Origin of the sequence: Pantoea sp. Ap-967 (assembly GCF_011752565.1) — a bacterium.
Lineage (GTDB): Bacteria > Pseudomonadota > Gammaproteobacteria > Pseudomonadales > Pseudomonadaceae > Aquipseudomonas.
The window spans coordinates 97,625-116,254 of record NZ_VWXK01000008.1; the positions used below are offsets into that span (position 1 = coordinate 97,625).

Consider the following 18,630-nt stretch of genomic DNA (forward strand, 5'->3'; position numbering starts at 1 on the left):
GGGCTTGCCCCGCGAAGGGGCCAACATCAAAGGTGCGGGTAGTCGATGTACCCCACCGGCCCCTGGCCATAGAACGTCTCGGGGTGCGCCTCGTTCAACGGCGCATCGGCCGCCAGCCGTGCTGGCAGGTCCGGGTTGGCGATGAACGGCACGCCAAAGGCCACTGCATCGGCCTTGCCTGCCGCCAACGCGGCATTGGCACTGGCCTTGTCGAAGCGCTCATTGACGATGTACGCCCCGCCGAACGCCGCCTTGATCTGCGGCCCCAGGCTGTCGTCGGCTTCCTTCTCCCGCGAGCAGATGAACGCGATACCCCGCTTGCCCAGTTCGCGCGCCACGTAGGTGAAGGTTTCGGCGCGGTCGGCGTCGCCCATGTCATGGGCGTCGGCCCGCGGTGCCAGGTGTACGCCCACCCGGCCTGCGCCCCACACCTCGATGGCCGCATCGGTGACTTCCAGCAGCAGGCGCGCGCGGTTCTCCAGCGAGCCGCCGTAGCGGTCGGTGCGCTGGTTGGTGCTGCTTTGCAGGAACTGGTCGAGCAGGTAGCCGTTGGCGCCGTGGATCTCCACACCGTCAAAACCCGCGGCCTTGGCGTTTTCCGCAGCACTGCGGTAGGCCTCGACGATGTCGGCGATTTCCTCGGTTTCCAAGGCCCGTGGGGTCGGGTATTCGCTCAAGGGGCGTACCAGGCTGACATGGCCCTTGGGCTGGATCGCGCTGGGCGCCACCGGCAACTCACCGTTGAGGTAGCTGGGGTGCGAGACGCGGCCAACGTGCCACAGCTGCAGGAAAATGCGCCCGCCGGCGCCATGCACGGCCTGGGTGACGTTATGCCAGCCACGCACCTGCTGGTCGTTCCAGATACCGGGGGTGTCGGGGTAGCCGACGCCCATCGGGCTCACCGAAGTCGCCTCGCTGAGGATCAGCCCGGCGCTGGCGCGTTGCACGTAGTATTCGGCCATCAGCGCGTTGGGCACCCGGCCTTGGTCGGCCCGGCAGCGGGTCAGCGGAGCCATGATGATGCGGTTGGGCAGTTGCACGTCGCCCAGGGTGATCGGATCGAAAAGCGTGGTCATAAGGGTTACCTGCCTGGTCAAAGCGCGTGGCGCAGTTGTTCGAGGAACGCCTGGATGGTGGCTTCGTCGCGTTTGAAAAAGTGCCACTGGCCGATCTTCTGGCTGCGGATCAGCCCGGCGCGCTGCAAGGTCGCCAGGTGGGCCGAGACGGTCGACTGCGAAAGGCCGCAGCGTTGGTCGATCTGCCCGGCACACACACCGTTTTCGGTGCTGTGGTACTGGTCGGGGAATTGCGTTGCCGGGTCTTTCAGCCAGCTGAGGATTTCTCGCCTGACCGGGTGGGCCAGCGCTTTTATGATTTCGTCGAGATCGAGTGGCATGGGTGAGGCTCGTTGTGTATCGCGGTTGAGCGAAATTTAAATCGGTATTTCGCGATATACAAATATGAAGAGGTTCTGAGCTGAGTGCGAATCGCTATATCGCGTTATAACGATATAGGTGTGGGCGGTGCTAGACTGGGCCCATGAACTACCTCGCACACCTGCACCTGGGCGGCCCGGCACCGCAACAACTGCTTGGCAGCCTGTATGGCGACTTCGTCAAAGGCTCGCTGGAGGGGCGCTTTGCGCCTGCGCTGGAGTCGGCGATCCGGCTGCACCGGCAGATCGACAGCTACACCGACCAACACCCGCTGGTGCTGGCGGCGCTGGCACGGTTCCCCCGTGAGCGGCGGCGCTTTGCCGGCATTGTGCTGGATGTGTTTTTCGACCATTGCCTGGCGCGGCATTGGGGCGACTATGCCGACCAGCCCCTGGAGCAGTTCACCGCGGGGTTTTACCGGGTGCTGTTGGCCGAGCCGGAATTGCCGGGGCGATTGGCGCGGATTGCGCCGTTCATGGCGGCGGATGACTGGCTCGGGGCTTATGGTGATTTTGCGACGTTGGAGCAGGTGTTCAATGGCATTGCCCGGCGATTGTCTCGTCCGGAGGGGATGGCGGGAGTGATGGTTGAGCTTGAGCGGTTGTATGAACCGTTGATGGCGGATTTTCGTGAGTTCTATCCGCAGTTGCAGGCGTTTGCGGCGGCGGGCAGGTGAGCTGTGTGGTGCCTGTACCGGCCCTTTCGCGGGGCAAGCCCGCTCCTACAAGTACGTATCCCGTTGTAGGAGCGGGCTTGCACCGCGAAAGGGCCGGTACCGGTAAAGCCAGGCTCAGGCAGCCCGCGCCTGCCGCCGCGGCACCACCGGCACTTCCTCAGCCCCGAACAACGCCAGGTGAATCGCCTGCTGCGCCTGGAACGCCAGCGCCGCCCGCTCTTTGTCCACGCTGCTGATCGGCGCCAGCAACTGAATACACACCTCACCCCGTGGCTCGGCAAACAAGCGCGTCAGGTGCGACACCAGGTCATCGTCACCGATGAACGGTGCAATCGGGTCGGTTTCGCCGTTGCGCCGGTACTGGATGGCCACCGGCTGCAGGGCCACGCCCTGGTCGATGGCGCCGGCCAGCAGGCGGCCGTGGAAGGTGCGCAGCTGTTGGCCGTCGGTGGTGGTGCCCTCGGGGAAAATCACCAGCGGCTGGGCCTGGCCCAACTGCCCGCTGATCTGCTCGCGCAGGCGCTGGCCGTCGCCACCGCCGCGGCGGATGAACAGCGTGCCGGCCTTTTCCGCCAGCCAACCGGCCACAGGCCAGTGACGCACTTCGGCCTTGGACAGGAACGACAGCGGCATCAGCATGCCCAGCAGCGGAATGTCGGTCCATGACACATGGTTGCTGACCCACAGCATCGGCTGCTGCGGCAGCGTGCCGACCACCCGTACCTCGAAGGGCAGGGCGCCGGCCAGGTATTTCATGAACCAGCATGTCCAGCGCTGGCGCCGCTGCATCGGTGTCTTCAGGCCCAGGCGTTCGCCCACGCCGATGATGCTTGCCATGAGCATGCCCAGCAGCAGCACCAGGATCAGCCTTGAGAAGCGGGCGATGACCCGCAGCTTGGGCATCAGACCGCTGCCTTGAAGTGGCGGGCGTAGCGTGGGCACAGGTCGTCGCGCTTGAGCAGGATGAACACATCGGCGACCTGGAAATCTTCGTCCCAGCATGGCTCGCCGCAGATCTTCGCGCCCAGGCGCATGTAGGCCTTGAGCAGCGGTGGCATTTCGGCGATGACGTTGCTCGGCAGGGCCAGGTTCGGCAGCGGGTTCTTGGGTTCGGCACGCAGGTGCTCGGTGCACAGGTAGCGTTCGCGCAGGCGCTGCATGACGGCATGGGCTTGCACGCCGCCGTCTTGCATGGGGATGCTGGCGCAGCCCATCAGGTAGCTGTAGCGGCCTTCGTTGAGCACTTCGGCCAGCTCGCCCCAGAGCACGGCGATGGTGCCGCCGTTGCGGTAGTCGGCCGCCACGCAGGTGCGCCCCAGTTCCAGGATCGGGCCTTGCAGCTGCAGCAGGCCGTGCAGGCTGAATTCTTCTTCGCTGTAGAAGCGGCCCAGGCTGCTCGCGGCCTGGTGGTCGAGCAGGCGGGTGGTGGCAACCAGCTCGCCGGTGTTCAAGTCTCGCACGCCGATGTGGCGGCAGTGCACGTCATAGTCATCCATGTCCAGGCCCTGTTCGGCGCCTTTGAGCTTGGCTTTGAATTCCGCGCTGAATACCTTGTAGCGCAAGGCCTGGGCTTCCTGCAGGGCGGCTGCGCCGACCAGGCGTTCGGCTTGCAGACGGCGTTCAGTGCTGTTGTCGCCAGAGCGAGCGATCCGAGTCATTACGAGTCTCCATAAGCCAGCCATGAAGGGTTGCGGCCGGTCGGCTTTGTTGTGCAAAGTCAGCCTAGGTAGGCGCGGTGTCACCCCTGTGAATCTTTGGTGATGCTTGCGTGACACCCCAGAACAGCCCCCGATAAGGAGCGTCCGATGGCCTGGTTGCAACGACTCAACGACCCCCTCCGCCAGCCTTTGGCCGGCACCCTGGGCGAAACCTACGCCGCCGAGCTGCAGCGCCTTGGCAACGTGGCCCCGTTCGAACTCGCGGTGCTGGGCGGGCGTGCCATGGCCACCCCGGGGCTGGCCTTCCTGATTGGCTACCAGGCCGCCCTGCGCGTGCTCTGGCCCAGTGCCCCGGCCAGCCTCGGAGCGCTGTGCGCCACCGAACGGCGCAGCGTGCGCCCGGCAGACATGCATACCCGCCTGCTGGGCCTGCGCCTGAGTGGCAGCAAGGATTTCGTCACGGCCGGGCTGGATGCCGAATGGTTGCTGGTGGCGGCGCGCGACGAGCCGCCAGGCGCGGCGCCGCGGCTGAAGCTGGCCGTGGTCTACCCCGGCGAGGCGGGGGTGGCGCTGGAGGCCTTGCCGACCTTGCCGTTGATGCCCGAGGTGGGGCATGGGCGCCTGCAACTGGAACAGGCAGCATGCGAGCTGCTGGCGGGGGATGGTTGGGATGCCTACGTCAAGCCGTTCCGCTCGCTTGAAGACTTGTACGTGCTGGCGGCGCTGGTGGCCTGGTTGTACGGGGTGGGGCAGGAGTGCGCCTGGCCCCAGGCACTGCGCCTGCGCCTGCTGGCCGTGCTGGCAGGGTGCGCCGAGGGCAGCCGGCAATGTGCCGACAGCGTGGCGTGCCATTTGCTGTTGGCGGGCTTGTTCGAGCAGTTCCAGGACCTGCGCGGGGCCATCGACAAGGCCTTGCTGGATGGGCCGCGGCAGTGGGCGCAGTTGTGGCAGCGGGACCAGGGCGTGCTGGCGCTGGCGACGGCGGCGCGGGAGAAACGCTTGGCCAAGGCATGGGCGGCTGCAGGATTGTCATGAAAGGCTGCGAGGCTGTGTGATCCTTTGACATCCGGGGCCGCGTTGCGGCCCTTCGCGGGGCAAGCCCGCTCCTACAGCGATAGCGCCGGTGCCTGTAGGAGCGGGCTTGCCCCGCGAAGGGCTGCAACGCAGCCCCAACGCAGGCGCCCCCCGCATGAAGGCATTGTGGTTGATTCTGATGTTGGCCATGGCCCCCGCCTGGGCCGAAGACTGGCCTGAACCCAATTGGCCCGTCGACAACACCCCCCTCGACTGGCAAGCCGTGGACGCCTACGCCTTCCCCGAACGCAACGCCAGCGAACGCAGCGGCATCCGCACCGATGCCCTGCTGATCATCCGCGACGGGCGCATCCTGCACGAACGCTACAGCGCGCCCACCACCGCCAATACCGCGCACCTCACCTGGTCGATCAGCAAGAGCGTCCTGGCCACCGTGCTGGGCGTGGCCCAGGGCGAGGGCCGCTTCCAGTTGCAGGACCCCGCCGCACGCTTCTACCCGCCGATGCAGGCACACCCCGAGGTGCGCCTGGCCGACCTGTTGCACTGGGCCAGCGGCCTGGCCTGGCAGGAAGACTACGAATACGCCCCGCTCAAGTCCTCGGTGGTGGCCATGCTCTACACCCGTGGGCGCAACGACATGGCCGCCTATACCGCCGCCTGTGCCCGCGCCGACGCACCCGGGCAGCGCTTCGTCTATTCAAGCGGCGACAGCAACGTACTGGCGGCGGCCCTGCGCGGCATGCTTGGCAAAGGGAATTATGCGCAGTATCCCTGGCAGGCGCTGTTCACGCCGTTGGGGATCGACAGCGCCGTGTGGGAGCGCGACGGCAGTGGCACCTTCGTCGGCTCGTCCTACCTCTACCTCAGCGCCCGGGACCTCGCCCGCATCGGCCTGTTGATGCAGCGCGACGGGCGCTGGGGCGAGCGCCAGCTGCTGCCGGCAAGCTGGGTGGCCTTCAACCGTACCCTGTTCGCCCAGGCCCAGGCCACGCCCGGCGAAGCCAACCCGGGCGGCCACTGGTGGTTGAACCAGCCCTTGGCCGGCCAGCCGCTGCCCTGGCCAGACGCCCCGGCAGATGCCTTCGCCGCCCTCGGCCACTGGGGGCAGGCACTGTATGTGTTGCCCTCGCAGAAGCTGGTGATCGTGCGCTATGGCGACGACCGTGATGGCCGCTACTCGCACAATGAACTGCTCAAACGGGTGCTGGCGGTGCTGGCCAAGGAGGAGGGCGCATGAAGCGCGTGCTGTTGCTGCTGGTGCTGGCCCTGCTGGGCTGGGCCTGGCTGGAGCGCCAGGCCCTGGCGGACTTCCCCGGTATTCTCTCGGCCTACTCGGCCAAGGAATATTGTTCGTGCCGTTTCGTCATGGGCTTCGACGAAGGGTATTGCCGGGGTTATGTGAAGCAGTGGCTGCCGTTGAGCGAGCTGCACGAAGACACCCCGCAGCGGCGGGTAAGCGCCGCTGGCCTGGGCCAGCGCAGCCAGGCGGCCTGGCAGGGCCCCCAGGCGGGCTGCCGCTTGCTGCCATGAAGGCGGGCGGGTAAGGTTGACGGTCAAGTTTCACGAGACCTGTCATGTTCAAGTTGCCCCGCCTACTGCCTGCCTTGCTGCTGGCCCTGTGCCTGCCCGCCCACGCCAACTGGCACCTCGATGGCGAGTCTTCCCGCCTGTCATTCGTCACTGGCAAGAACGGCACGACCGCCGAGGTGCACCGCTTTCTGGTGCTGCATGGCAGTGTCGACCGCAAGGGCGCGGCAGCGCTGAGTATCGAGATGGACTCGGTCAGCAGTGGCATTCCCCTGCGCGACGAGCAGATGCGCGACAACCTGTTCGAGGTCGAGCGGTTCGCCGATGCCACGGTAAAGGCGCAGATCGACCTGCGGCCCATCAACGACCTGGCCAATGGCGCGCAGATCGAACTGCGCCTGCCACTGACCGTGACCCTGCATGGCCAGTCCCACAGCTACAACGCCTTGCTCCTGGCCACCCGCCTGGACCAGCGGCGTTTTCAGGTGGTAACGCTCGAACCGCTGGTGCTGCGCGCCAGCGACTACGGCCTGCTGCCGGGTCTTGAAAAGCTGCGCACCTTCGCCAAGCTCAAGTCCATCAACCCGTCGGTGCCGGTTAGCGCGGTGCTGATCTTCAACGCCCGCTGACATGCCCGGGCCGGTCTTTCCCTGGCGTGACGGCAACCAGTTCGAACTGCTGATCGACGGCCCCGAGTTCTTTCCGCGCATGCTCCAGGCCATTGCCCAGGCCGAGCTGCAGGTGGACCTGGAGCTGTACCTGGTGGAAGCCGGGGCCTGCGCCGAAGCGGTGGTGCAGGTGCTGGAGCAGGCGGCCAGGCGCGGCGTGCGGGTGCGTTGCCTGTTCGATGACTACGGCTCGCTGGCCTTTACCACGGCCCTGCGCCAACGCCTGCTGGACGCCGGGGTGTACCTGCGCTGGTACAACCGCCTGCGCTGGAAACGTGGGTTTCGCAACCTGTACCGCGACCACCGCAAGTTGCTGCTGGTGGACGAGCGCTGGGCGGCGGTGGGTGGCACTGGGGTGACCGACGAATTCTGGACACCGGGCCAGGCGACCAGCGAGTGGCACGAGGTGATGGTGCAACTGCAAGGGCCGGTGGTGGCCGATTGGCAACTGCTGTTCGACCGCCAGTGGCACGCCAACAACCGCCGCACGGCCTGGCGGCCGGCCGAAGGCTTCGGCTTGCCACGCCTGCCCAAGGCCCCGGCACAAGGCGTCGGCATGGGCCGGGTCGCCTATGCCGACGCCCGTCAGCACCAGGACATCCTGCATTCGCTGGTGCGCGCATTGAACAGCGGCAAACAGCGGGTGTGGCTGGCCACGCCGTACTTCTTGCCCACCTGGAGCGTACGCCGCTCGCTGCGCCGGGCCGCCAGCAAGGGCCTGGACGTGCGCCTGCTGCTGACCGGCCCGCGCACCGACCACCCGTCGGTGCGCTACGCCGGGCACCGCTACTACCCGCGCCTGCTGCGCGCCGGGGTGCGGATTTTCGAGTACCAGCCGTGCTTCCTGCACCTGAAGATGGCCGTGGTGGACAACTGGGTGAGCGTCGGTTCGTGCAACTTCGACCACTGGAACCTGCGCTTCAACCTTGAAGCCAACATCGAAGCCCTGGACCCGCCCCTGACCGCGGCGGTGGTGGCCAGTTTCGAGCGCGATTTCGCCCTGAGCGAGGAAGTCGACCTCAACCACTGGAACGCCCGGCCCCTGTGGCGGCGGGTGAAGCAGCGGATCTGGGGGTGGATCGACCGGCTGGTGGTCAACGTGCTCGACCGCCGCGACTGAGACCGGCTATCGTGCTGTGACTGTTCACAGGCAATCGAAGGAGTGGGTGCGATGACGGCGAAGAAGATTCTCATGCTGGTGGGCGACTACGTCGAGGACTACGAGGCGATGGTGCCGTTCCAGGCGTTGCTGATGGTGGGCCACACCGTGCACGCGGTGTGCCCGGAGAAAGTCGCCGGGCAGACGGTGCGCACGGCCATCCATGACTTCGAGGGCGAGCAGACCTACAGCGAAAAGCCAGGGCACAATTTTGCCTTGAACTACGACTTCGTGCGGGTACGGGCCGAAGGCTATGACGCCCTGTTGATTCCCGGTGGCCGTGCGCCAGAATACCTGCGCCTGGATGAGCGGGTGCTGGAGCTGGTGCGGGCGTTCGACCAGGCCTGCAAGCCGATTGCGGCGGTGTGCCATGGGGCCCAGTTGCTGGCGGCGGCCGGGGTGCTGGAAGGGCGCGAATGCAGTGCCTACCCGGCGTGTGCGCCGGAGGTGAGGCTGGCGGGCGGGACGTTCGTGGATATCGCGGTGGACCAGGCGCATGTCGATGGCAACCTGGTCACGGCACCGGCATGGCCTGCCCACCCGGCGTGGCTGGCGGCGTTCCTCAAGGTGCTCGGCACCCGTATCGCCTGACCGGCCTGTTCGCTTGCGGCACTTCGCGAGCTACGCTCGCTCCTACAGGCCGATGAACTCCCTTGTAGGAGCGAGCAAAGCTCGCGAAGAGGCCAGCACAGGTTCAAGCCACCTGCTCAACCCAATCATTGAGGTTGTAATAGCTGGTCACCCGGGCAATTTTCCCGCAGTGGATGTAGAAGAACGCCCCCGCCAGCAACACATAGGTCTGCCCGTTGGCCGCCGGCAGCCCTTCGTCATCGGCCAGGTACTGGCCATGCACGGTAAATTCCGCCGCCGCACGGCTGCCCTCGGCATTCTGCATCACCACGATATCGGCCAGGCGCTCGCGGTAGCAGCGGTTCATCTTGTCCATGAACGCGGCGAACTTGGCCTTGCCCATCTGCCGCTCGCCCTGGTTGACGTCATGGATCACGTCTTCGCTAAGCAGGGCCAGAAAGCCCGGCATGTCGCCGGCATTGAAGGCGGCGTAGTAAGCATTTACCAGTTCGGTAGCGGTCATGGAACAATACCTGTCGTGTAGGGAAAAGGCGGTCAGTGGATTCCGATGATAGGGTTTCCCCTCAAGCCCGGCTTAGCCGAGCGCGTCATCCACATCGACAAAACGACCGCCAAGCATGGAAATACGCCTGTTGCACGGCGCCGCTATCGCGCCTTACATCGATGACCTCGCTCGCCTGCGCCTGACCGTGTTCCGCGATTTTCCCTACCTCTACGATGGCACCCCGGAGTATGAGGCCGACTACCTGGCCAGCTACACCCGCTCCGGGCGCAGCCTGGTGGTGCTTGCCCTGGACGACGGCCAGGTGGTAGGTGCCTCCACCGGCCTGCCGCTGGTGGACGTGGCGCCTGCGCTCCAGCAGCCGTTCCTGGCCCAGGGTCGCGACCCGGCCAGCGTCTATTACTTTGGTGGGTCGCTGGTGTTGCCGGAATACCGTGGACTTGGTCTGGGTGTGCGCTTCTTCATCGAGCGTGAGTCGTATGCCCACAAGCTGGCCGAATTTGACTTCTGCGCTTTCTGCGCGGTCGAGCGACCAGGCATTCATCCGCGTCGTCCTGCGGACTACAAGCCGTTGCATGGTTTCTGGCGCAATCGTGGCTTCCTGCATGATCCTTCGCTACGTACGCGTTTTGCCTGGCGCGACCTCGACGAGCAGGAGAGCTCGGACAAGATCATGTCGTTCTGGACCAAGGGACTGCCGATTTGAATGGGCTTGCCATCGAGCCTTGGTTGGCATTGTGCGAGGGGGATAGGGAAGAGGTGAGGCAGGTGTTACCCGCAGGACTGGGCGGAGCAGTTCGACAGCATTGTGTAGAGCAGGCTTGGCCTCTTCGCGGGGCAAGCCCGCTCCTACAAGGGGACGCGATTCCCTGTAGGAGCGGGCTTGCCCCGCGAAGCAGGCGCCGCCGTTACATCAGGTTTACTTCACTTCGACTGCCAGGCTCTGGGCAATCTTGCTCTGCCACAGGGCAGGGCCGGTGATGTGCACCGACTCACCGTTGCTGTCCACGGCCACGGTCACCGGCATGTCCTTGACCTCGAACTCGTAGATCGCTTCCATGCCCAGCTCGGCGAAGGCCAGGACCTTCGACTTGCGGATCGCCTGGGCCACCAGGTAGGCGGCGCCGCCGACGGCCATCAGGTACACGGCCTTGTTGTCCTTGATCGCCTCGATGGCGGTCGGGCCGCGCTCGGACTTGCCGATCATGCCCAGCAGGCCGGTTTGCTCGAGGATCTGGCGGGTGAACTTGTCCATGCGGGTGGCGGTGGTCGGGCCAGCTGGGCCTACCACTTCGTCACCGACCGGGTCGACCGGGCCTACGTAGTAGATGAAGCGGCCTTTGAGGTCCACCGGCAGCTCTTCACCGCGGTTGAGCATTTCCACCATGCGCTTGTGCGCAGCGTCGCGGCCGGTGAGCATCTTGCCGTTGAGCAGGATGGTTTCGCCCGGTTTCCAGCTGGCCACTTCCTCGGGGGTGATGTCGTCGAGGTTGACGCGACGGGCGCTTGGGCCGGCTTCCCAGACGATTTCCGGGTAGGCGTCCAGCGACGGGGCTTCCAGTTCGGCAGGGCCGGAGCCGTCGAGCACGAAGTGGGCGTGGCGGGTGGCGGCGCAGTTGGGGATCATGCACACCGGCAGCGAGGCGGCGTGGGTCGGGTAGTCCATGATCTTGACGTCGAGCACGGTGGTCAGGCCACCCAGGCCCTGGGCGCCGATGCCCAGCTGGTTGACCTTCTCGAACAGCTCCAGGCGGATTTCTTCCAGGCGGTTCTGTGGGCCACGGGCCTTGAGTTCATGGATGTCGATGGACTCCATCAACACTTCCTTGGCCATGACCGCGGCCTTCTCGGCGGTGCCGCCGATACCGATGCCGAGCATGCCCGGTGGGCACCAGCCAGCGCCCATGGTCGGGACGGTTTTCAGTACCCAGTCGACGATCGAGTCGGACGGGTTGAGCATGGCCATCTTCGACTTGTTCTCCGAGCCGCCGCCCTTGGCTGCGACATCGACCTCGACCTTGTCGCCGGGAACGATGGAGTAGTGGATCACTGCCGGGGTGTTGTCCTTGGTGTTCTTGCGGGCACCGGCCGGGTCGGCCAGGATCGAGGCGCGCAGGACGTTCTCAGGCAGGTTGTAGGCGCGACGCACACCTTCGTTGATCATGTCGTCGACGCTCAGGGTGACGCCGTCCCAGCGCACGTCCATGCCCACGCGCACGAACACGGTGACGATACCGGTGTCCTGGCAGATCGGGCGGTGGCCGGTGGCGCACATGCGCGAGTTGATCAGGATCTGGGCGATCGAGTCACGCGCGGCTGGGGACTCTTCGCGCAGGTAGGCCTCGTGCATCGCCTGGATGAAATCGACGGGGTGGTAGTACGAGATGAATTGCAGGGCGTCGGCGACGCTCTGAATCAGGTCGTCTTGCTTGATCACGGTCATGCAGCGCGCTCCTCTTAAAGACGGGAACATTCGAAAAGACGCCCGACGGTGCCGACCAGCATGTCGATGCGCCTTGCAAGGCGCGCCGGCAGGCTGGCCGGCGCAAAAGGGCGCGGCAGTATAGCGCGCCTCACCGCGCGAAACACCTGCGTGTGGTCTGGACCATGGTCGGCTGGCCGCAGGCACCATTTTTGCTGCCGATACGCGCTTGGCATACAGTGACCCGGTAATCGTTGGAGAAACACCCCACCATGCCCGAACTTCATGTGGGCGAGCGCCGCTTTGCGGTGCCGGCCGGCAGCAACCTGCTCGATGCCTTGAACGAGGCCGGGCTCAACGTGCCCTACAGTTGCCGGGCCGGCAGCTGCCATGCCTGCCTGGTGCATTGCCTGGCCGGGCAGCCGGTGGACGCCTTGCCCGAGGCCCTGGCGCTGGACAAGCACGCCCAGGGCTGGCGCCTGGCCTGCCAGTGCCGGGTGGTCGAGGACCTGCAGGTGGCGCTGTTCGACCCGCTGCAGGACGGCGTGCCGGCCCAGGTGTGCGCGCTGGACTGGTTTGCCGATGTGCTGCGTGTGCGGCTGCGGCCCGAGCGGGCGCTGCGTTACCAGGCGGGGCAGCACATGGTGCTGTGGCTCGGGGCGGTGGCGCGGCCCTATTCGCTGGCCAGCTTGCCGGGCGAGGATGACTTTCTCGAATTCCACATTGATTGCGCGCAGCCGGGGGCCTTTTGCGACCTGGCGCGTGGGCTGCAAGTGGGCGAGCGGATGCGCCTGGGCGAAGTGCGCGGCGGCGCCTTGCATTACGAGCTGGACTGGCAAGACCGGCCGCTGTGGTTGCTGGCGGCGGGCACTGGGCTGGCACCGTTATGGGGCATTCTGCGCGAAGCCCGGCGGCAGGGGCATCGGGGGGAGGTGAGGGTGATGCATGTGGCGCGCGATGGCGCGGGGCATTACCTGGCCGGGCCGCTGCAGGCGTTGGCGGGGGTGACGGTCGAGTTGGTGCTGGCGCAGCACTTGGACGAGGCGCTGGCAGGGTTGCGGCCGACATCGCGGCAGACGGTGGCGCTGGTGTGTGGCGGGGCGGGGAGTGTCGAGCGGTTTGCCCGGCGGCTGTTCATTGCCGGGGTGCCGCGGGGGCAGGTGTTCGCCGATGTGTTCGTGGCGCATGCCTGAGGGTTTTGTGCTGCCTGTGCGGGCCTTATCGCGACCTGCGGTCGCTCCTACCAGGGATGTGTAGGAGCGACCGCAGGTCGCGATAGGGCCTGGGCATCAAACCAGCGGGTCACCCACGTGCAGGATCTTCATGCCGTTGGTGCCACCGATGGTGTGGTAGCTGTCACCCTTGGTCAGGATCACCCAGTCACCTTGCTCCACCAGGCCGCGCTTGAGCAGCTCGTCGACGGCTGCCTGGCTGACCTTGTCGGCCGGCAGCGAGGCCGGGTCGAAGGCAATCGGGTAGACGCCACGGAACATGTTGGCACGGGCCTGGGTGGCGCGGTGCGGCGACAGGGCGAAGATCGGCACGTGCGAGCGCAGGCGCGACATGATCAGCGGGGTGTAGCCGCTCTCGGTCAGGGCGATGATCGCCTTCACGCCCGGGAAGTGGTTGGCGGTGTACATGGCCGCCAGGGCGATGCTTTCGTCACAGCGCTCGAACGTGGTGTGCAGGCGGTGGCTGGACTTCTGGCTGGTCGGGTGCTTCTCGGCGCCCGAGCAGATACGGGCCATGGCCTGTACGGCTTCGATCGGGTAGGCACCGGCGGCGCTTTCGGCCGACAGCATCACCGCATCGGTGTTGTCCAGCACGGCGTTGGCCACGTCGGACACTTCGGCGCGGGTCGGCATCGGGTTCTGGATCATCGACTCCATCATCTGGGTCGCGACGATCACCGCCTTGTTGTTGCGGCGGGCGTGCTGGATGATCTTCTTCTGGATGGCGATCAGCTCGGCGTCACCGATTTCCACGCCCAAGTCACCACGGGCCACCATGACGGCGTCGGAGGCGCGAATCAGCTGGTCGAGGGTTTCGTCGTCGGCGACCGCTTCGGCGCGCTCGATCTTGGCCACCAGCCAGGCGCTGCCGCCGGCCTCGTCACGCAGCTTGCGGGCGTATTCCATGTCGCTGGCATCGCGCGGGAACGACACGGCCAGGTAGTCCAGGTCCATTTCCGCGGCCAGCTTGATGTCGGCCTTGTCCTTTTCGGTCAGGGCCGGTGCGGTCAGGCCGCCACCTTTGCGGTTGATGCCTTTGTGGTCCGACAGCGGGCCGCCGATGATCACCACGCAGTGCAGGGCATCTGCGGTGGCGGTTTCGACGCGCATGACCACGCGGCCGTCGTCGAGCAGCAGTTCGTCACCGACGCCGCAGTCCTTGACCAGGTCCGGGTAGTCGATACCGACGATGTCCTGGTTGCCTTCGGTCAGCGGGTGGGCGGTGGAGAAGGTGAATTTGTCACCCACTTTCAGCTCGATGCGCTTGTTGCTGAATTTGGCGATGCGGATCTTCGGACCCTGCAGGTCGCCCAGCAGTGCGACATGGCGGCCGTTCTTGGCGGCGATGTCACGGATCAGGCGGGCGCGGGCCTTGTGCTCGTCCGGGGTGCCGTGGGAGAAGTTCAGGCGTGCCACGTCCAGGCCGGCGAGGATCAGCTGTTCGATCACTTCCGGCGAGTTGCTGGCGGGGCCAAGGGTGGCGACGATTTTGGTACGGCGGATGGTCATGCACAGACTCCTATAGTGAAGCGCAGCGAAAGGCTACTCCTCAATTGCGCTGTAGTCATTGTTCCGTTGCACTACCTGCGAGCAATGCAGGGTGGCATTTGAACGGGCAGGGGTATCCTTGCAAAAGGCTATGAAGATTTGCCGTTGCCGGCCGATACACAGGCATCTAAGGAGACTCCCCATGCGCGCCCTCATCGTTATCGCCCTGGCGGTCAGCAGCGTCGGCTGCACCCGCTGGTCCATGGACCACCACCTCAACAACGCCTACCGCGCCTACGACCGGGGCGACTGCCAGCGGGTCATGCTTGAGCTGTCGCAGGTCGACCGCACCAGCCGTTCGCGGCCGTTCATCCACCCGGAGGTGTCGTTGCTGCGCGGCCAGTGCCTGGAGCGCGACAAGCTCTACGTGGATGCCGCGCAAACCTACGAGTACCTGATCCAGCATTACCCGGGCAACGAATACGCCTACCGGGCCAAGGCGCGCCTGCAGACCCTGGAGCGGCTTGGCCATTACCGGGTAGGCGAGGCTGCGGTGGCCAACCCGGCCACCCCCTCCACTTGGCGCTAATACCAAGGTGTATTGAATTTCACGGGATTTGCTGCTCGGCCTGCGCTAGTCTGTAAGTTAGCTGTAACAGCAACCGCCAGTACCTCGTATTCCTGGCCCCGGATACGGATTGCACGTGCGACCATGTTTACCCAGCGCCATATCGAACGCCACCAGTTGCCTTGTGTACTCAAGGTCTACAACCGCTTCACCGACCAGGCGATCGGGCAGCTGGGTAATGCCTCCGAAGACGGCTTGATGCTCATCAGCTCGCTGCCCGTGCTGGTGGGCCCGGACTACGAACTGCAATTGCGCCTGCCACTCAAGGGCGGCGGCTTCCAATTCATCAACCTGACCGCCAGCTGCCTGTGGTGCCGCGAAGACCAGACCCCAGGCCACTACGATTCAGGCTTCATGCTGCTGCAGGCCCCCCGCGACTACGACGAGTTCGTTGACTCGCTCCGCGACTATTTCAGTTTCCGCCCCGCCAACGCCTCGGCCTGAGCGCTGCCCTGCCATTGATCCTTGCCGGGTGCTAATCGCGCTAGAATCGTGTCGACCTCGAAACAGGACGACCCCGTGACTTCCAGCATTTTCTGGCACGACTACGAAACCACTGGCATCAACCCGCGCTGCGACCGGCCATTACAGGTGGCCGGCGTGCGCACCGATTTCGACCTGAACGAAATTGAGGCGCCCATCAGCCTCTATTGCCGGCCTTCCGACGATATCCTGCCGCACCCGGCGGCCTGCCTGGTCACCGGCATCACGCCGCAGCAACTGGCGCACCAAGGGCTTTGCGAAGCCGAATTCATGACCCGCGTGCATGAGCAACTGGCACGCCCAGGCACCTGTGGCGCCGGCTACAACACCTTGCGCTTCGACGATGAAGTGACCCGCTACAGCCTGTACCGCAATTTCTTCGACCCCTATGCCCGTGAGTGGCAAGGCGGCAACAGCCGCTGGGACTTGATCGATGTCGTGCGCACCGCCTATGCCCTGCGCCCGGAAGGCATCAACTGGCCGCAACAGGACGGGCGCACCAGCCTGCGCCTGGAACTGCTCAGCCAGGCCAATGGCATCGACCATGGGCATGCCCACGAGGCACTTTCCGACGTGCGGGCGACCATTGCCCTGGCCCGGCTGATTCGCCAGCGCCAGCCGAAGTTGTATGAGTGGCTGTTCCAGTTGCGCAGCAAGCACAAAGTGATGGAACAGATTCGGCTGTTGCAACCCTTGGTGCATATTTCCGGGCGCTTCTCGGCCGCACGTAATTACCTGGGCGTGGTGCTGCCGTTGGCTTGGCACCCGCGCAATCGCAACGCGCTGATAGTGTGCGACTTGCAACAGGACACCTTGCCGCTGATAAGCGAAACTGCCGACGTGCTGCGTCAGCGTTTGTACACAAGGCACGATGAATTATCTGACGGGCAATTACCGGTTCCCTTGAAGTTGGTGCAGATCAATCGGTGCCCCGTGGTTGCCCCGCTTTCGGTATTGCGCCCGGTGGATCAACAGCGCCTGGGTATCGATTTGCCAATGCTGCAAGCCCGGGGCGAAGCGCTGGCCAATCAACAGCAGGCATGGCAAGGCAAGCTCGAACATATCTACGGCAATGACGACTTCACTCCAAGTGAAGACCCGGAACAACAGTTGTATGACGGTTTTATCGGCGACCGCGACCGGCGCCTGTGCGAGCAAGTTCGCACGCTGGACCCCGCACAGTTGGGCAAGGGGCACTGGATGTTCGATGACCCGCGCCTGCCAGAGTTGCTGTTCCGCTACCGGGCACGCAACTTCCCTGACACACTCGTGGGTGAAGAACGGCAGCGCTGGTTCGGCTTCTGCCAGCAGCGCCTGAGCGACCCGCAATGGGGCGCGCCAAATACCCTGGGCGATTTCGAGCAGGCACGCCAGGCAGCTTGGGCCAACGCTGACGAGGCCGGGCGCCGGGTATTGGAAGCTTGGCAGGTGCATGCCCGGGAACGGGCGGAGCAATACGCCATCAGTTACTGAATGTAAAAACAACAACGCCGGCACAGGGCCGGCGTTGTTGTTTGAATAAAGCTAGGCCGATGCGTGGACTATCAGTCCAGCAGGGTCGACCAGCTTTCAACCACGTCACCACCCCACTTGGCTTTCCACTCTTTCAGGGTTTTGTGGTTGCCGCCCTTGGTTTCGATCACTTCACCGTTGTGCGGGTTCTTGTATTGCTTGACCTTGCGCGCACGCTTGGTGGCGACAGGTTTGGCAACACCGCGCGGGGCCTTGCTCAGTTTCGACTCTGGGTCGAGCAGGGCAATGACGTCGCGCAGCGACTTCGAGTATTCGCCCATCAGGGTGCGCAGTTTGCCTTCGAACTCCAGTTCTTTCTTCAGCTTGTCATCCTGGGACAGGTTGGCCAGGCGAGCTTGAAGTTCCTTGATGGCTTCTTCGGTAGCGCGGTACTCGTTGATCAGGGACATGGAGTGTTCCTTAATGCGTGTTCGGAAATGTGTGGCTCAATAATAGACAGACGCCACACTCAAGTAAACATATTAATCGGGCCATCAAGTGTTAATAAGCCTGTGACAAATTATCTCAAGGTTAAAAAATTTTTACATTTATCCCTGCACTTCGTCCGGTTTGCCCTCTGAACAGTAAACCGCTGCCTTGGCACCGGTGCTTCGGTTGCGCCTGCTGCCGGCGGGTACAATGCTTACTGCGTTTTCTCGGGGGGGCCGCTAGAATGAGCGTCTTTGCGAAGTTCTGGAGTCTTCATTCATGCGCACCTACCGTTTGGTGATCGCCTGCCCCGACCGTGTTGGTATCGTGGCGAAAGTCAGTAATTTCCTGGCCCTGTACAACGGCTGGATCAACGAAGCCAGCCACCACTCCGACGAGCAGAGCGGTTGGTTCTTCATGCGCCATGAAATTCGCGCTGAATCGCTGCCCTTCGGTATCGAGGCATTTCGCGAGGCGTTCGCACCGATCGCCGAAGAGTTCTCCATGACTTGGCGCATCACCGATTCGGCGAAGAAGAAGCGCGTGGTACTGATGGCCAGCCGCGAGTCGCACTGCCTGGCCGACCTGCTGCACCGCTGGCACACCGATGAGCTCGATTGCGAGATTCCTTGCGTGATCTCCAACCACAACGACCTGCGCAGCATGGTCGAGTGGCACGGCATTCCGTTCTTCCACGTGCCGGTAGACCCCAAGGACAAGGCCCCGGCCTTCGCCGAGGTGTCGCGCCTGGTGCAAGAGCACACCGCCGACGTGGTGGTGCTGGCGCGCTACATGCAGATCCTGCCGCCGCAGCTGTGCCGCGACTATGCCGAGAAGGTCATCAACATCCACCACAGCTTCCTGCCTTCGTTCGTCGGTGCCAAGCCTTACCACCAGGCGGCCCTGCGTGGCGTGAAGCTGATTGGCGCCACCTGCCACTACGTGACCGAAGAGCTGGATGCCGGCCCGATCATCGAGCAGGACGTGGTGCGTGTCAGCCATGCCGACAGCATCGAGGACATGGTGCGCTTCGGCCGTGATGTCGAGAAGATGGTGTTGGCCCGTGGCCTGCGTTATCACCTGGAAGACCGCGTGCTGGTGCACGGCAACAAGACGGTCGTGTTCGACTGATTGTGGCTTGGCCTGGGGTTCTGTAGGCGCGCCGCGATCCTTGTAGGAGCGGG

21 protein-coding genes are annotated in these 18,630 nt (G+C 64.7%); 13 read left to right on the forward strand and 8 right to left on the reverse strand.

Going from position 1 to position 18,630, the window contains the following annotated elements; translation table 11 throughout:
• Positions 1–26: 26 nt before the first annotated feature.
• Both F3J45_RS10900 and F3J45_RS10905 read right to left on the reverse strand, forming a co-directional pair.
• Positions 27–1,076: an alkene reductase gene (locus tag F3J45_RS10900; protein ID WP_167061565.1), complete on the reverse strand. Its 1,050-nt coding sequence runs from the start codon at positions 1,074–1,076 to the stop codon at positions 27–29.
• Between the two features lie 17 nt (positions 1,077–1,093).
• A complete protein-coding gene (locus F3J45_RS10905; RefSeq protein ID WP_167061568.1) occupies positions 1,094–1,396 on the reverse strand; it encodes a helix-turn-helix transcriptional regulator in 303 nt (100 codons plus the stop codon).
• A gap of 143 nt (positions 1,397–1,539) precedes the next feature.
• Between F3J45_RS10905 and F3J45_RS10910 the strand changes: the two genes are divergently transcribed.
• Positions 1,540–2,112 (forward strand): ACP phosphodiesterase, encoded by a 573-nt coding sequence (locus F3J45_RS10910; RefSeq protein WP_167061572.1) that lies wholly within the window; start codon positions 1,540–1,542, stop codon positions 2,110–2,112.
• 114 nt (positions 2,113–2,226) lie between these two features.
• On the opposite strand, the gene F3J45_RS10915 is transcribed toward F3J45_RS10910, so the two are convergent.
• Complete coding sequence (locus F3J45_RS10915; protein ID WP_167061576.1) at positions 2,227–3,015, reverse strand: lysophospholipid acyltransferase family protein; 789 nt, start codon at positions 3,013–3,015, stop codon at positions 2,227–2,229.
• Complete coding sequence (olsB, locus tag F3J45_RS10920) at positions 3,015–3,770, reverse strand: L-ornithine N(alpha)-acyltransferase (protein WP_167061579.1); 756 nt, start codon at positions 3,768–3,770, stop codon at positions 3,015–3,017. The genes F3J45_RS10915 and olsB overlap by 1 nt, the downstream gene beginning before the upstream one ends.
• 147 nt (positions 3,771–3,917) lie before the next feature.
• Between olsB and F3J45_RS10925 the strand changes: the two genes are divergently transcribed.
• From F3J45_RS10925 to F3J45_RS10950, 6 genes are all read left to right on the forward strand, one after another.
• Entirely contained in the window at positions 3,918–4,805 is an 888-nt protein-coding gene (locus F3J45_RS10925) for an acyl-CoA dehydrogenase (RefSeq protein WP_167061582.1), read from the forward strand.
• 154 nt (positions 4,806–4,959) lie between these two features.
• Positions 4,960–6,042 (forward strand): serine hydrolase, encoded by a 1,083-nt coding sequence (locus F3J45_RS10930; RefSeq protein ID WP_167061585.1) that lies wholly within the window; start codon positions 4,960–4,962, stop codon positions 6,040–6,042.
• Positions 6,039–6,335 carry an amidase gene (locus F3J45_RS10935; RefSeq protein ID WP_167061588.1) on the forward strand — a complete coding sequence of 99 codons (297 nt, stop codon included), beginning with the start codon at positions 6,039–6,041 and terminating at the stop codon, positions 6,333–6,335. The genes F3J45_RS10930 and F3J45_RS10935 overlap by 4 nt, the downstream gene beginning before the upstream one ends.
• Positions 6,336–6,379: 44 nt before the next feature.
• Positions 6,380–6,961, forward strand: a complete 582-nt coding sequence (locus tag F3J45_RS10940; protein WP_167061591.1) for a YceI family protein — start codon at positions 6,380–6,382, stop codon at positions 6,959–6,961.
• Position 6,962: 1 nt separating this feature from the next.
• Complete coding sequence (locus tag F3J45_RS10945; protein ID WP_167061594.1) at positions 6,963–8,120, forward strand: phosphatidylserine/phosphatidylglycerophosphate/cardiolipin synthase family protein; 1,158 nt, start codon at positions 6,963–6,965, stop codon at positions 8,118–8,120.
• A gap of 51 nt (positions 8,121–8,171) precedes the next feature.
• The gene (locus tag F3J45_RS10950) at positions 8,172–8,750 is read left to right on the forward strand and encodes a DJ-1/PfpI family protein (protein WP_167061597.1); all 579 of its coding nucleotides are present in this window, start codon (positions 8,172–8,174) and stop codon (positions 8,748–8,750) included.
• Between the two features lie 103 nt (positions 8,751–8,853).
• On the opposite strand, the gene F3J45_RS10955 is transcribed toward F3J45_RS10950, so the two are convergent.
• Entirely contained in the window at positions 8,854–9,252 is a 399-nt protein-coding gene (locus F3J45_RS10955; protein WP_167061602.1) for a nuclear transport factor 2 family protein, read from the reverse strand.
• Positions 9,253–9,367: 115 nt separating this feature from the next.
• On the opposite strand from F3J45_RS10955, the gene F3J45_RS10960 reads away from it, so the two are divergent.
• The gene (locus F3J45_RS10960) at positions 9,368–9,958 is read left to right on the forward strand and encodes a GNAT family N-acetyltransferase (RefSeq protein WP_167061605.1); all 591 of its coding nucleotides are present in this window, start codon (positions 9,368–9,370) and stop codon (positions 9,956–9,958) included.
• A 213-nt stretch (positions 9,959–10,171) separates the two neighbouring features.
• On the opposite strand, the gene F3J45_RS10965 is transcribed toward F3J45_RS10960, so the two are convergent.
• Positions 10,172–11,695 carry a fumarate hydratase gene (locus F3J45_RS10965; RefSeq protein WP_167061608.1) on the reverse strand — a complete coding sequence of 508 codons (1,524 nt, stop codon included), beginning with the start codon at positions 11,693–11,695 and terminating at the stop codon, positions 10,172–10,174.
• Between the two features lie 251 nt (positions 11,696–11,946).
• On the opposite strand from F3J45_RS10965, the gene F3J45_RS10970 reads away from it, so the two are divergent.
• A complete protein-coding gene (locus F3J45_RS10970; protein ID WP_167061611.1) occupies positions 11,947–12,867 on the forward strand; it encodes an iron-sulfur-binding ferredoxin reductase in 921 nt (306 codons plus the stop codon).
• Positions 12,868–12,963: 96 nt separating this feature from the next.
• Here F3J45_RS10970 and pyk read toward each other — a convergent pair whose 3' ends face one another.
• Positions 12,964–14,415 carry a pyruvate kinase gene (gene pyk, locus F3J45_RS10975; RefSeq protein ID WP_167061614.1) on the reverse strand — a complete coding sequence of 484 codons (1,452 nt, stop codon included), beginning with the start codon at positions 14,413–14,415 and terminating at the stop codon, positions 12,964–12,966.
• A gap of 181 nt (positions 14,416–14,596) precedes the next feature.
• Between pyk and F3J45_RS10980 the strand changes: the two genes are divergently transcribed.
• From F3J45_RS10980 to sbcB, 3 genes are all read left to right on the forward strand, one after another.
• Entirely contained in the window at positions 14,597–14,983 is a 387-nt protein-coding gene (locus F3J45_RS10980) for a tol-pal system YbgF family protein (RefSeq protein WP_167061617.1), read from the forward strand.
• A gap of 123 nt (positions 14,984–15,106) precedes the next feature.
• On the forward strand, positions 15,107–15,466 hold the full coding sequence (locus F3J45_RS10985) for a PilZ domain-containing protein (protein ID WP_167061620.1): 360 nt from the start codon (positions 15,107–15,109) through the stop codon (positions 15,464–15,466).
• A 75-nt stretch (positions 15,467–15,541) separates the two neighbouring features.
• A complete protein-coding gene (gene sbcB / locus F3J45_RS10990) occupies positions 15,542–16,978 on the forward strand; it encodes an exodeoxyribonuclease I (protein ID WP_167061623.1) in 1,437 nt (478 codons plus the stop codon).
• A 71-nt stretch (positions 16,979–17,049) separates the two neighbouring features.
• Here the strand turns inward: sbcB and mvaT are convergent, their stop codons facing one another.
• Positions 17,050–17,427, reverse strand: a complete 378-nt coding sequence (mvaT, locus tag F3J45_RS10995) for a histone-like nucleoid-structuring protein MvaT (protein ID WP_167061626.1) — start codon at positions 17,425–17,427, stop codon at positions 17,050–17,052.
• 298 nt (positions 17,428–17,725) lie between these two features.
• Between mvaT and purU the strand changes: the two genes are divergently transcribed.
• The gene (gene purU / locus F3J45_RS11000; RefSeq protein ID WP_167061629.1) at positions 17,726–18,577 is read left to right on the forward strand and encodes a formyltetrahydrofolate deformylase; all 852 of its coding nucleotides are present in this window, start codon (positions 17,726–17,728) and stop codon (positions 18,575–18,577) included.
• Positions 18,578–18,630: the final 53 nt, after the last annotated feature.